Annotated in this window: 13 protein-coding genes; 10 read left to right on the top strand and 3 right to left on the bottom strand. The window is 67.6% G+C overall.

Annotation, left to right across the window (positions count from 1 at the left end):
* Positions 1–190 precede the first annotated feature (190 nt).
* The 3 genes from P5W99_RS05785 (at position 191) to P5W99_RS05775 (ending at position 2,801) form a co-directional block, all read left to right on the top strand.
* Positions 191–1,519, top strand: a complete 1,329-nt coding sequence (locus P5W99_RS05785) for an O-acetylhomoserine aminocarboxypropyltransferase (protein ID WP_421023636.1) — start codon at positions 191–193, stop codon at positions 1,517–1,519.
* Positions 1,516–2,355 (top strand): alpha/beta fold hydrolase, encoded by an 840-nt coding sequence (locus P5W99_RS05780; RefSeq protein ID WP_421023635.1) that lies wholly within the window; start codon positions 1,516–1,518, stop codon positions 2,353–2,355. Before P5W99_RS05785 ends, P5W99_RS05780 begins: the two co-directional genes overlap by 4 nt.
* A 125-nt stretch (positions 2,356–2,480) precedes the next feature.
* Positions 2,481–2,801, top strand: coding sequence for an Mpo1-like protein (locus P5W99_RS05775; protein WP_421079582.1), 321 nt, complete (start codon positions 2,481–2,483; stop codon positions 2,799–2,801).
* Positions 2,802–2,861: 60 nt separating this feature from the next.
* Here P5W99_RS05775 and P5W99_RS05770 read toward each other — a convergent pair whose 3' ends face one another.
* Positions 2,862–4,169 carry a YihY family inner membrane protein gene (locus tag P5W99_RS05770; protein WP_421023634.1) on the bottom strand — a complete coding sequence of 436 codons (1,308 nt, stop codon included), beginning with the start codon at positions 4,167–4,169 and terminating at the stop codon, positions 2,862–2,864.
* A gap of 125 nt (positions 4,170–4,294) precedes the next feature.
* On the opposite strand from P5W99_RS05770, the gene wrbA reads away from it, so the two are divergent.
* The 4 genes from wrbA to P5W99_RS05750 all read left to right on the top strand — a co-directional run bounded on the left by wrbA (position 4,295) and on the right by P5W99_RS05750 (position 7,796).
* The gene (gene wrbA / locus P5W99_RS05765; RefSeq protein ID WP_421023633.1) at positions 4,295–4,903 is read left to right on the top strand and encodes an NAD(P)H:quinone oxidoreductase; all 609 of its coding nucleotides are present in this window, start codon (positions 4,295–4,297) and stop codon (positions 4,901–4,903) included.
* Between the two features lie 20 nt (positions 4,904–4,923).
* On the top strand, positions 4,924–5,337 hold the full coding sequence (locus tag P5W99_RS05760) for a DUF2069 domain-containing protein (protein WP_421025195.1): 414 nt from the start codon (positions 4,924–4,926) through the stop codon (positions 5,335–5,337).
* 186 nt (positions 5,338–5,523) lie between these two features.
* The gene (locus P5W99_RS05755; RefSeq protein ID WP_421023632.1) at positions 5,524–6,960 is read left to right on the top strand and encodes an FAD-binding oxidoreductase; all 1,437 of its coding nucleotides are present in this window, start codon (positions 5,524–5,526) and stop codon (positions 6,958–6,960) included.
* 29 nt (positions 6,961–6,989) lie between these two features.
* Positions 6,990–7,796, top strand: coding sequence for a metallophosphoesterase (locus P5W99_RS05750; RefSeq protein WP_421025194.1), 807 nt, complete (start codon positions 6,990–6,992; stop codon positions 7,794–7,796).
* Positions 7,797–7,803: 7 nt separating this feature from the next.
* On the opposite strand, the gene P5W99_RS05745 is transcribed toward P5W99_RS05750, so the two are convergent.
* Positions 7,804–7,944 carry a hypothetical protein gene (locus tag P5W99_RS05745; protein WP_421023631.1) on the bottom strand — a complete coding sequence of 47 codons (141 nt, stop codon included), beginning with the start codon at positions 7,942–7,944 and terminating at the stop codon, positions 7,804–7,806.
* A gap of 160 nt (positions 7,945–8,104) precedes the next feature.
* The gene (locus P5W99_RS05740; protein WP_421023630.1) at positions 8,105–9,043 is read right to left on the bottom strand and encodes a LysR family transcriptional regulator; all 939 of its coding nucleotides are present in this window, start codon (positions 9,041–9,043) and stop codon (positions 8,105–8,107) included.
* A gap of 155 nt (positions 9,044–9,198) precedes the next feature.
* On the opposite strand from P5W99_RS05740, the gene P5W99_RS05735 reads away from it, so the two are divergent.
* The 3 genes from P5W99_RS05735 to P5W99_RS05725 are packed head-to-tail and all read left to right on the top strand — an operon-like array spanning position 9,199 to position 13,265.
* Complete coding sequence (locus tag P5W99_RS05735; RefSeq protein ID WP_434662182.1) at positions 9,199–10,815, top strand: efflux transporter outer membrane subunit; 1,617 nt, start codon at positions 9,199–9,201, stop codon at positions 10,813–10,815.
* Positions 10,816–10,825: 10 nt separating this feature from the next.
* Positions 10,826–13,075, top strand: coding sequence for an FUSC family protein (locus tag P5W99_RS05730; protein ID WP_434662181.1), 2,250 nt, complete (start codon positions 10,826–10,828; stop codon positions 13,073–13,075).
* On the top strand, positions 13,065–13,265 hold the full coding sequence (locus P5W99_RS05725) for a DUF1656 domain-containing protein (protein WP_421023627.1): 201 nt from the start codon (positions 13,065–13,067) through the stop codon (positions 13,263–13,265). The genes P5W99_RS05730 and P5W99_RS05725 overlap by 11 nt, the downstream gene beginning before the upstream one ends.
* The last annotated feature ends 52 nt before the right edge of the window (positions 13,266–13,317 follow it).

Here is a 13,317-nt window from a genome sequence, read left to right as displayed (position 1 = left end):
CGGCAAAGCCGGCCGGTCGCCCTATGCGGTTGGGCCAGCAAGCGCCGCGCCCGCGATCCGTTGCCAGGCGCCCGGCAAGCCGGCGCGCCCTCGCCGCCCGGCCCTGCGGCGCGCCCCCGCGAGCGCAGGCCGGTGTTACGATGCCAGCACCTTTCACCCGACGCCGGCTCGCGCCGGCCGTGCTGCCACGATGTCCGACCCACGCTTCGACACGCTCGCGCTGCATGCCGGCGCCGCGCCCGACCCCGTCACCGGCGCCCGCGCGACGCCGATTTATCAGACCACGTCGTTCTCGTTCCGCGACACCGACCACGCGGCGGCGCTCTTCAACATGGAGCGCGCGGGCCACGTGTATTCGCGCATCTCGAACCCCACGGTCGCCGTGTTCGAGGAGCGCGTGGCCGCGCTCGAAGGCGGCGTGGGCGCGATCGGCACCGCGAGCGGCCAGGCCGCGCTGCATCTGGCGGTTGCCACGCTGATGGGCGCGGGCTCGCATATTGTGGCGTCCACGGCACTCTACGGCGGCTCGCACAATCTGCTCGACTACACGCTGCGCCGCTTCGGCATCGCCACGACTTTCGTGAAGCCAGGCGACCTGGACGCCTGGCGCGCGGCCATAAGGCCCGAGACACGCCTGCTGTTCGGCGAGACGCTCGGCAATCCTGGGCTCGATGTGCTCGACATCGCCGGCGTCGCGCAGATCGCGCACGAGCACCGCGTGCCGCTGCTCGTCGACTCGACCTTCACCACGCCGTATCTGCTGCGCCCGTTCGAGCACGGCGCCGATCTCGTCTACCACTCGGCCACGAAATTCCTCGGCGGCCACGGCACGACCATCGGCGGCGTGCTGGTGGATGGCGGCACCTTCGACTTCGACGCCTCGGGCCGCTTCCCCGAACTCACCGAGCCTTATGCGGGCTTTCACGGCATGGTGTTCAGCGAGGAAAGCAGCGTCGCGCCGTTCCTCCTGCGCGCGCGCCGCGAAGGGCTGCGCGACTTCGGCGCGTGCCTGCATCCGCAGGCCGCGTGGCAGTTGCTGCAAGGTATCGAGACGTTGCCGCTGCGCATGGAGCGGCATGTGGCGAACACGCGGCGCATCGTCGAATTTCTCGATGCGCACGAAGCCGTGCAGTCGGTGGCCTATCCCGAGTTGCCCGGCCATCCCGACCACGCGCTCGCCCAACGCCTGCTGCCGCGCGGCGCAGGCGCCGTGTTCAGCTTCGATCTGGCCGGAGGCCGCGAGGCCGGCAAGCGCTTCATCGAGTCGCTGTCGCTTTTTTCGCACCTCGCGAACGTCGGCGACGTGCGCTCGCTCGTGATCCACCCCGCCTCCACCACGCACTTCCGCATGGACGAGGCCGCGCTTGCCGCTGCCGGCATCGGCGCGGGCACCATCCGCCTCTCGATCGGCCTCGAAGATCCGGACGACTTGATCGACGACCTCAAGCGCGCGCTCAAAATGTCACAAAAGGCGCCACAGAAATCCGCCCCGGCCGCAGCGGGCAAGGAGGCGTCATGATCGTCGACGTCGCAGGGCAAGCCGCTTATGCCTATACGGGCGGGCGCCCATTCGATCCGGCCCGGCCAGTGGCGGTGTTCGTCCACGGGGCGCAGCACGATCACAGCGTGTGGGCGTTGCAATCGCGCTATTTCGCGCACCACGGCTTCAGCGTGCTGGCCGTCGATCTGCCGGGCCATATGCGCAGTGCGGGCCCGGCGCTCACGAGCATCGGCGCGCTCGCCGACTGGCTCGACGCCCTGCTCGCGGCGCTCAAGGTGGAGAAAGCGTTCGTCGCCGGACACAGCATGGGCTCGCTGATCGCGCTCGAATTCGCCGCGCGTCACACCGGGCGCGCCTTGGCCATCGCGCTGCTCGCCACCGCCGTGCCGATGGCCGTCTCCCCCGCACTGCTCGAGGCCGCGCGCGAGCGCGAACCGGAGGCCATCGCGCTCGTGAACGCGTGGTCGCATTCGACGCTCGCGGCCAAGCCTTCGAGCCCCGGCCCCGGCTTCTGGCTGCGCGGCATGAACCAGCGGCTGATGGAGCGCGTCTCGGCGCGAGGCGCGCCGCAGCTCTTTCACGCCGACTTCGCGGCCTGCAACGCCTACGCCGACGGACTCGCCAGTGCAGCCAAAGTGCGCTGCCCGGTGCGCCTGATCGTCGGCAAGCGCGACATGATGACCCCGCCGCGAGCGGCACACGCGCTCGCGGGCGCGCTCGCGCAGGCCGGCGCCCCCGTCGATACGGTGACGCTGGACGCCGGACACGCACTGATGACCGAGCAGCCCGACGCAACGCTCGATGCGCTCTTCACGTTTGCGGTGCAGCAAGGGACGCGGGTGGGGAACGGCTAGCCGGACTTCACGGCCTGCGCGGACTGCGGCCGGTGCAGGTTGCACGGTCGTGCGGATCGCCGCAGAATGACTGGATGAGCGACCCTTGGTGCAGCGGCACGCAGCGCGCAAAGGAGGATACGATGATGAGCCATCCCACCGATACCGGGCACTTCGCGAATTTCGCGCAGTTCTATCCGTTCTATCTGAGCGAACACAGCAACCTCATGTCGCGGCGGCTGCATTTCATCGGCTCGCTGGGCGTGATCGGCTGCCTCTCCATGGCGATCGCCACGGGCGACTGGCTCTGGCTGCCCGCCGCTGTGGTGTGCGGCTACGGGTTCGCCTGGATCGGCCACTTCATGTTCGAGAAGAACCGCCCGGCCACGTTCCGGCATCCCATCTACAGCCTGATGGGCGACTGGGTCATGTTCTCGGATATCTGCCGCGGAAAGATTTCGATCTAGTAGCCGCGCGCGTACTCGCCCACGGTTCTTTCCCGGTTCTTTCCCGACACGCCCTCACCTTCAAGCCGCCGGGTGCGGCAACCCCGGGTGGTCCGCGCCCGCCTCGGCAATGCGTGCCAACTCGCGCCGCGCCGCCAGCAGCGAAGCGAGCGATATCGAAAGCTTGTCGTTCTCAAGAGCGCCGAGCAGCGTCGCGGCGTCGATATCGCTCGATTTGAGCTGATACGCCAGTTCCTGGCGATCGACCACGAAGCGCGCGTAAATGCGCTCCACCGAAATTCGCGCGGGATTCGCGATCAGAATGTAGTGTGGCTTCTCGCCGTCCTTTTCCAGCCGGCCGATCAGTTCGTCCTCCTCCAGATCCGTCACGAGCCGCGTGACGGTGGCAAGGTCGCGCCGCAGCAGTTGCGCGAGCTGCTCGGCGGTGCTGCCCGGCTGGCCCACGTCGCGCGCGTCCGCGAGTCCCGCAAGCAATTCGAGCGCATCCAGCAGGTCGCTGCCGGGAAAACGCGGCCGATTGAATCGTCCGGTGCGGATCTCGGGCAGCGCCGACGTGATCATCGCGCCCACGAGCGTGATGAACCAGCTCAGGTACATCCACAGCAGGAACATCGGCGCCGCCGCGAACGCGCCATACACCGCCGTATAGGTCGGGATGCGCCGCACGTAAAGGCCGAAGCCGCGCTTGGCCAGCTCGAAAGCAATGGCCGCCGCGACGCCGCCCACCACGGCGTCGCGCCACTCCACTCGGCAATTCGGCAGATAGACGTAGAGCATCGTGAACGCGAGCGCCGTGAGCGGCAGCGAAGCGCCGATGAGCATCCAGTCGAACACCATCGAGACGTGCTGCTCAGTGGCGAGCGCGACCGAGCGCGTGAACAGATACGACGAAATCGACAGACTCACGCCGATCAGGATCGGCGCGAGCGTGAGAATCGCCCAGTACACCAGCACGCGCTGCGCGAACGGCCGCGCCTTGCGCACCCGCCAGATCACGTTGAACGCCGACTCCACCGTCATCATCGTCATGACCGAGGTGACGAACAGCACGATCATGCCCATCGTCGTGAGGCCCTTGGCCTTCGACGCGAACTGATTGAGGTACATGAAGATCTGGCTGTTGATCTGCGCCGGCATCAGATGGTCGGCGAGAAAATCCTGCAGCGAATTCTGGAACGTCGCGAAGATCGGGAACGCGGTGAAGAGCGCGAACGCAACGGTGGCAAGCGGCACGATCGAGAGCAAGGTGGTGAACGTCAGGCTGCCCGCCACTTGCGGAATGCGGTCTTCGCGGCTTCGCCGCGCGGCGAAGCGCGCGAGGCGCTTCACGATATCCAGATCGATCCGTAATCTCGACAACACGTCCATTGGCCTTGCCTTATCCAGACAGCACACCGCATTTTGCGAAAACCCAGCGAAAAAACAGCGCAAAACTGGCTGAAAACTCGCGGCGAACCCAGCCCCTATAATATCCCGTCCACCGACGAGGCCCGATGAAACCGATTCTTGTGCTCTATTACAGCCGCCATGGCGCGACCCACGAACTGGCGCGCGCCATCGCCCAGGGCATCGACAGCGTGCCTGGCGCCGAAGCGCGCGTGCGCACGGTGCCGCCCGTATCCACGGTCTGCGAGTCTACCGCGCCCGACATTCCCGACGACGGCCCGCCCTACGTGGAACTGCGCGACCTCGAGCAATGTGCGGGCCTCGCGCTCGGCTCGCCCACGCGCTTTGGCAACATGGCGGCCCCGCTCAAGTATTTCCTCGACGGCACCACGCCGCAATGGCTCTCGGGCGCGCTCGCGGGCAAGCCTGCCTGCGTCTTCACGTCGACCGGCAGCCTGCACGGCGGCCAGGAAAGCACGCTGCTCTCGATGATGCTGCCGCTCCTGCATCACGGCATGCTGCTCCTGGGCATTCCGTACACCGAAAGCGCGCTCACTTCGACGCAAAGCGGCGGCACGCCCTACGGCGCCTCGCATCACGCGCGCGCCGACGGCCGCGGCCACGGCCTCACCGCCGACGAAAAAGCGCTCGCCGTGGCGCTGGGCGTGCGGCTCGCGCGGGCGTCGCTCGCGCTGTCGCAAGGCGAGCGGCCATGAACGCCGGCGGCGAGCCGCCCATGCCGGCCTCTTCGCCCCGCACGCAAGCCGACATCGCCGAGCGCCGCACCGGCGCACCCGCCGCGCTCGGCGCGTTCGTCATGCTCGCCGCGCTCACGCTGCTGTGCCTCGCGTGGGAGTGGAAACTCGCGCCGCTGCGCCCCGGCGGCAGCGCGCTGGTGCTCAAGGCGCTGCCGCTTGCCGCCGCGCTGCCCGGCGTGCTGCGGCGCCGTCTCTACACGCTGCAATGGGCATCGATGCTGGTGCTGCTCTACTTCGCCGAGGGCATCGTGCGCGGCATGACCGACCCTGCGCCTGGCAAGCTGCTCGGCTGGATCGAGGTGGCGCTGGCGCTTGGGTTCTTCGGCTGCGCGCTCGCGTATGTCGCGCCGTTCAAGCGCGCCGCACGGCGCGCCAAGCGGGAAAGCGCGTGAGCATGCACAAACGCACAAGCGTGCATCGGTGCGCACACCCGGCGGCCCCTGCGCGCGCCTTCACTATCCGGTCCCCCGGCATGTCACACTAACCCTTTAGCCAGAACCGCAGGCCGGCGCGTTGCGCACGTGGCGCTCGTCAGTGCCCCGGCCCCCCCGCCCGGCCCCGCAGACAACCCGCCCGCCATGACCCCAAGCAACGCACTTGCCCGCCAAGCCTTCCTCGACGCCTGCGCCAGCGCCATCGGCGCACAGCACGTGCTGACCGACGCCCACGACACCGCGCCCTACCTCGCCGACTGGCGCAAGCGCTATGAGGGCGCCGCGTGTGCCGTGCTGTGTCCCGCAAGCGCCGACGAAGTCGCCGCAATCGTCAAGCTTGCGCACGAACATCGCATCGCGCTCGTGCCGCAGGGCGGCAACACCGGCCTGGCGGGCGGCGCGACGCCCGACACGAGCGGCCGCCAGGCCGTGCTCAGCCTGCGCCGCCTGAACCGCGTGCGCGAAGTCGACACGCACAACAACACGATCACCGTCGAAGCCGGCGTGATTCTCGCCGAGGTCCAGGCGCGCGCCGCCGAGGCCGGGCGCCTCTTTCCGCTCTCGCTCGCGGCTGAAGGCAGCTGCACGATCGGCGGCAATCTCTCGACCAACGCGGGCGGCACCGCCGTGCTGCGCTATGGCAACACGCGCGAACTGTGCCTCGGCCTCGAAGTGGTGACGCCGCAGGGCGAACTCTGGGACGGTCTGCGCGGGCTGCGCAAAGACAACACGGGCTACGACCTGCGCGACCTGTTCATCGGCGCGGAAGGCACGCTCGGCATCATCACCGCCGCCGTCATGAAGCTGCATCCGCAGCCGACCGCGCGCGTCACGGCACTCGCGGGACTCGCCTCCGCACACACCGCACTCGACTTTCTCGCGCTCGCGCAGCGCTTTGCCGGACCGCTCCTTACCGGCTTCGAGCTGATGTCGGACTTCTGCATGCAACTGGTGGGCCGGCACTTCCCGCAGTTGCGCTACCCGTTCCAGCAGCGCCACGCGCAAGTGGTGCTGCTCGAACTCTCCGACAACGAAAGCGAAGAACACGCTCGTGCGCTCTTCGAGCGCCTCATGGAAGCCGCGCTCGAAGCAGGGGTCGTGGAAGACGCCGTGGTCGCGGAAAGCCTCGCGCAGTCGCAGGCGTTCTGGAATATCCGCGAGCACATTCCGCTCGCGCAGGCGCAGGAAGGGCTGAACGTGAAGCACGACATCGGCGTGCCGATCTCACGCATCGGCCATTTCATCGAGGAAACCGACGCCGAAATCGCGCGTATGGTGCCCGGCGCGCGCATGGTGACGTTCGGCCATCTCGGCGACGGCAATCTGCACTACAACGTGCAGGCGCCCGAAGGCGGCGACCCGAAGCGTTTCCTCGCGGAAAACGAGCCCACGCTAAACCGCATCGTCTACGACAGCGTCGCGCGCCATCGCGGCACGATCAGCGCGGAGCACGGCCTCGGCCAGTTGAAGGCCGACGAGAACGCGCATTACAAGAGCGAAGTCGAGCTCGCGCTGATGCGTGCCGTGAAAACCGCGCTCGATCCGCTCAATCTGATGAATCCGGGCAAGGTCATCCGCTGAACGCGGCAATGAACGCCCAGGGAGGCGAAGTGAAAGTTCGTGTGCTATCCGACCTGCATCTGGAAAACGACGAGCCGGACACGATCCCGCACGCGCAGGCCGATCTCGTCGTGCTCGCGGGCGACATCCACAATCACGGGCTGGGCTTGCGCTGGGCCGCCGAAACGTTCGACCCGCAGGTGCCCGTGATCTACGTGCCGGGCAATCACGAGTACTACGACGGCGAGCTCGGCGCGCTCGAAGCGGCCATGCGCGACGCCGCCGCCACGCTCGACAACGTGCACTTTTTGAATAACGGGACGTACGTCGATCCGGCAGGCCGATTTCGGGTGCTCGGCACGACGCTATGGGCGGATTTCGCGCTGTTCGGCGCCGATGAGGCCGCGCTCGAAGCGGCGATCGAGGCCGCGAAGCGCGTGATGCTCGACTTTCGCGGGCTGATTCAGGTGTCGTGGCCCGCGAGCCCCGAATCGGCCGCGCGCGATTTCACGCCCGCCGACTCGCTCGCGCTGCACGCGCATGCGCGAGCCTGGCTCGAAGGGGAACTGGCGAAGCCCTTTGCGGGCAAGACGATCGTCGTTACGCACCATGCACCGCATCGGCTGAGCCTCGCGGCGCGCTATGCGGATGATCTGGTCTCGGCGGGATTCGTGAACGATCTGGGCGCGCTGGTGGGCGCGCCCGCCGCGCTCTGGATCCACGGCCACACGCATACGTGCTTCGACTACACCGTCGATGCCACGCGCGTGGTGTGCAACCCCCGCGGCTATCGCGACCGGCGCACCGGCCAGCCGGAAAATCCGGCCTTCGCGTGGGACAAGGTGGTGGAGATCTGAGCGGCGCTCAGCGTGGGTCGCGCGGGCGCTGCGTGCGCAGTGTGATGGGTTGGAGCTGCGCGCGGCGCATGCGCAGCAAGTCACGCGATGCGGCAATGCCGATCAGGCCTATCATCACGGCGATGCCGATCATCGTATGCATATCCATGGAAAACCTCGGGTTCTGGCGGATTGACGTTTCAGTTCCGCTACCTTATCAAGCCGCCGCGACGGTGTGCGTAAGGAAGTGTTGCCATCGTCCGAAGCTGTAACAGGCTGTCACGGCGCGCCGTCAGCGCGCCCGCGTCAAGTCCCTGCTCCCGGCCCGCTCAGGTCCGCGCGAACTGCCGCAGCTCGGCCTGGTCTTCGGCCATCGTCGCGGGCAGGTTCTCGCGCAGCAGTTCGACCCACGTGCGGATCTTCGCGTCGAGGTACTGGCGTGACGGATACATTGCATAGATATTCATCTCCTGCGACTTGTATTCGGGCAGGATCCAGACAAGCTCGCCGCTGCGCAGGCCGCTAATGGCCGAATAGATCGGCAAGAGCCCGATGCCCATGCCCTCGCGCACCGCCACGGCCAGCGCTTCGGCGACATTGACCTGGAACGGGGCCGCGCCGAGGTCGATCGTCTGCTCTCCGTCCGGTCCGCTGAACTGCCACTGCGATGCCGGAAAGACTGGCGTCACCATCTGCAGGCAGCGATGATTCGCGAGGTCGCGCGGCGTTTGCGGCACGCCGTGGCGCTCCAGGTATGCCGGCGACGCGCACGCAATGCTGAACGCGCTCGTCAGGCGCTGCGAGACGAAACCCGAATCGGGCAGATCGGTGGCCAGCACGAGCGTGACGTCGTAGCCCTCGTCGAGGATATCGGGCATGCGCTGCGCAAGCGTGAGGTCCACCTGCACGTCCGGATACAACTGCTGATACCGCCCTACCGCGGGCACCACATAGTGCTGGCCGAAGCTGGTCATGGCGTGCACCTTGAGCCGGCCCGAGGGCCGCGCATGCGCATCGCCGGCTTCGGCTTCCGCCTGGTCCACATAGGCCAGGATCTGCTCGCAACGCTGGAGATAACGCTCGCCGGCCTCGGTGAGCGCGATGCGGCGCGTCGTGCGGTTCAGGAGCCGCGTGCGCAAATGCGCCTCCAGATCGGAGACCGCGCGCGATGCGTAGGCCGTCGTCGTATTCAGATGCTGGGCGGCGCCGGTGAAGCTACCGGCTTCGACCACCCGCATGAATACACGCATGTTCTGAAGCGTATCCATAACAATCCTTTAGCTGACGGACGAATTGTTACATATTTCGCAAAATCGATTGTCTCAAATCACGTAAGAATGCCTTGCATCCTTACTGGTTATTCGCGAATCCAGCAAAAAATATAATGCGGTACGTCAAACTATGCATGTAAAAGGAGTAAATCGTGCAGTCTCCGGTACCGAAAGGACTAGCCGCACTCACGGTTCTTACGTTCTCGTTGATAATCGCGGGCTGCGCCAGTACCGGGGGCATCGCACCGCAAGCGAAGCACACGGACGCGGCCGAACTGGACGCCGGCTCGGCCATTCGCGCCGCCAACACCGACGCGCAATGGCCCGCCAGCGACTGGTGGCGCGCCTATAACGACCCGCAGCTCAATGCGTGGATCGAGGCGTCGGTCGCAGGCAATCCGTCGCTCGCCGCCGCCCAGGCGCGCGTGCGCGAGGCGCGCTCGATGGCCGGCGTCGCGCAAGCGGGGCTCCTGCCGCAGATCAACGGCAGCATGTCGGTGCAGCGCCAGCAATGGGCCGACAACGTCTTCTACGGCCCCGGCCCGCTCGCCGGCGCCAACACGTGGAACAACACCGCCACGCTCGGCCTCTCGTACCACCTCGATCTCTGGGGCCAGGACAAGAACGCCGCCGAGCGCGCGCTCGACATGGCGCACGCCACGGCCGCCGATGCGCGCGCCGCGCAGCTCGAGCTCGAAGTGAACGTGACGCGCGCGTATATCGATCTGTCGATGAACTACGCGTTGCTCGACATCGCGAAGCAAAACCTCGCCGAGCAGCAGAAAATTCTCGCGCTCGCGCAAAAGCGTCTCGCAGGCGGCATCGGCACGCAGCTCGAAGTGAGCCAGGCCGAAACGCCGTTGCCCGAGCACGAGCGCCAGATCGACGCGCTCGAAGAAAGCATCGCGCTCGACAAGAACCAGCTTGCCGCGCTCGCGGGCAAGGGTCCCGGCGCGGGCGAATCGATCACGCGCCCATCGCTCTCGCTTGCCGCTCCGGCGGGCCTGCCCTCGGCGCTGCCGGCCGAGCTGATCGGCCATCGCCCCGACGTGGTCGCGGCGCGCTGGACCGTCGCCGCGCAGGCGCGCGGCATCGACGTCGCGAAGGCCCAGTTCTACCCGAACGTCGACTTGCTCGTCTCGATGGGCGGCTATGCGGCGGCCGGCCCGCTGTTCCAGTTCCTCAAGTCGATGAGCGGCAGCTACGCGGGCGGCGCCGCGCTCTCGCTGCCAATCTTCGACGGCGGGCGCCTGCGAGCGCAGCTCGGCGCGCAATCGGCGGCCTACGACATCGCTGTCGAGCAGTACAACCAGACGCTCGTGAGCGCGCTCAAGCAAATCGCCGACCAGATCGTGCGCATGCGTTCGCTCGCCACCCAGGAAGACGACGCGCATCGCTCGGTCGCGGCCGCGCAGCGCAACTATGACCTCTCGCAGGCCGGCTTTCGCCGCGGGCTCAGCGACTATGTCAACGTGCTGATCGCGCAGACGCAGTTGCTGCACGCGCAGGAAGGCGTCGCGCATATCCAGGCTGCGCGCCTCGCCGCCCATGCGACGCTGGTGGCGGCGCTCGGCGGCGGCATGATCGATCCGGCAGCGGGCCCGACGCAAGCCGAGCAATTACCCGCGCACGGCAAGAAGACGCGCGACGTGCCGCTCATGCCGGCAGCGCTGCTTGCACCGAAGCTGCCGAACGTGGATAAGGCCGGCGTGGATACGGCTCATGCGGGCGATTCGGCCAACGCGGCCGATTCAACCCCTGCGCACTGAGGCCGCAAAGATGGCTGCGTCCTCTCCCACTTCCACGCAAGCCGGCGGCGCACGCATGTTTCAGGCGTGCGCCGACTGGGCGCGCACCGACGGCCTCGTCTGGCTCTACATCCTCAAGGCGATTGCCGCGGCGCTGCTCGCGCTCGGCGTGGCAATGAAGCTCGACCTGCCCTCGCCGCGCACCGCCATGACCACGGTGTTCATCGTGATGCAGCCGCAAAGCGGCCCCGTGTTCGCGAAAAGCTTCTACCGGATCTGCGGCACGCTGGTCGGCCTCGTGGTCATGCTCGCGTTGATCGGCGTGTTCGCCCAGCAGCCGGAGCTCTTCATCGCCACCACGGCGCTCTGGGTGGGCATCTGCACGGCGGGCGCGGCGCGCAACCGCAACTTCCGCTCGTACGGCTTCGTGCTCGCGGGCTATACGGCCGCGCTGATCGGCATCCCGGCCTCGCAGCATCCCGATGGCGCGTTCATGTCCGCGATGACGCGCGTGGCCGAAATCTCGATCGGCATCCTGGCGTCGGGCTTCGTGAGCGCCGTGGTGTTTCCGCAGTACACGGGCGAGCTGCTGCGCGCCACGGTGCGCCAGCGCTTCTCGTCGTTCGTCGACTATGTGTCGGCGTCGCTGGGCGGGCAAGTCGAACGCTCGCGGATCGAAGCGACCAACGCGCGCTTCGTGGCCGACATCGTCGGCTTCGAGGCGAGCCGCAGCACGGCCGTGTTCGAGTCGCCCGACGCGCGCATGCGCGCGGGGCGGCTGGCGCGCCTGAACACCGAGTTCATGACCGTCTCGACGCGCTTTCACGCGCTGCATCAGTTGATGAACCGCCTGCGCGAGGCCGGCTCGACCGTCACGGTCGACGCGCTCGAACCGTACTTCCGCGAAATCGCGCCGCTGTTCGACAAGTCCGGCGAACCGGTGCTCAGCGCCGCCGATGCGGTGCACGTGGCCACCCAACTCGAAAACTACCGCGCGACGTTGCCGAGGCGCGTGCGCGAAACGCGCGTGCAGCTCGAAGCCGATCTGGGCCAGCAAGGCAAAAACGCGGACACGCGCGCCGCGCGCCTGCTCGATTTCGACACGGCCACCGAGCTCTTCTACCGCTTCGTGCACGAGATGAACGAATACACGGCGACCTACGCCTCGCTCGCCGTCGACACGCACTCGCGCGAGAAATGGGTCGCGCGCTATGTGCCGAAGACCAATCTGGTCGCGGCCGCCGTGGCGGGCCTGCGCGCGGCCGTCGTGATGGGCCTGCTCGCCGCGTTCTGGATCGCGAGCGCGTGGCCGAGCGGCGCGAATCTCGTGCTCACCGCCGCCGCCACCTGCGCGCTGGCCTCCGCCTCGCCCCAGCCCGCGCGCATGTCGAGCCAGATGGCGGGCGGCACGATGCTCGCGTCGGTGGTCGGCATGTTCCTCACGTTCGGCGTGTTTCCGCACATCGACGGCTTTCCGTTGCTGTGTGTCGCGCTTGCACCCGCGCTCGCCTTCGGCGTGTTCCTCACGACTCGCCCCGCGTATATGGGCTACGGCATGGGCTACTGCATCTTCCTGTGCTTCCTCGTGGGTCCGGACAACGTCGTGCAGTACAACCCGGCCGGCTACATGAACGACGCGCTGTCGCTCGTCATGTCGATGATCGTCACGGCCGCCGCGTTCGCGGTGCTCCTGCCGCCCTCCGCGCCGTGGCTCCGCAAGCGCCTCCTCGCCAATCTGCGGGGCCAGGCCGTGCACGCGTGCCGCGCGCGCTGGCTCGGCGCGAGCGGGCTAGCGGGCCTGCGCAATCGCTTCGAAAGCGGCGCGCGCGACCTGATGTTCCAGCTGCACGCGCTCGCGGGCAACGACGACGCGTTGCGCCACGACACCCTGCGCTGGATGTTCGCGACGCTCGAGATCGGCAATGCCGCGCTCGATCTGCGCGAGGAGCTGGCCGCCGTAACGGAGCACCCCGCGCCGTGGCGCGACGCCACCGCGGCCACGCTCAAGGCCGTGAGCGCGCTGTTCGAGCGCCCCGATGCGAACCGCCACGCCACCGCGCTCGCCGCCACCCGTGCAGCCATCGCGGCCTGCCACGGCGTGCTCGAACGGATCGTGCAAGACAACGCGCCGCGCGAAGCGCGTCATCGGCTGCAGCGCATCCTGAGCCATCTGCATTTCATCCGCGCCGCGCTCATCGATCCGCAATCGCCGTTCGCAGCGTATTTGAACCCACCGATGGATCAACCCGGTACCCCGCAAGGAGCAAACCATGCCGCGTGACGTCGCGTTTCTCGACGCCTACCTTCCCGCGATCGTCCTGCTCTTCATTCTGGGCGCGGCGCTCACGTGGGTGCTCGATTCCGTGCTGGCCCGAACCGGCCTCTACCGGATCGTGTGGCACCCCTCTCTCTTTCGCGTGAGCCTGCTCGTGGTCGTGTGCTGCGTGCTGGGGCTCGCCGTCTATCGCTGAACTCGCTGAACTCGCTGAAATAAGCGCAAACCGCCGAACCGGATTCAAACGA

This window comes from Paraburkholderia sp. A3BS-1L, assembly GCF_051125215.1.
GTDB lineage: Bacteria > Pseudomonadota > Gammaproteobacteria > Burkholderiales > Burkholderiaceae > Paraburkholderia.
This window is presented reverse-complemented; position numbering and strand designations above follow the sequence as displayed.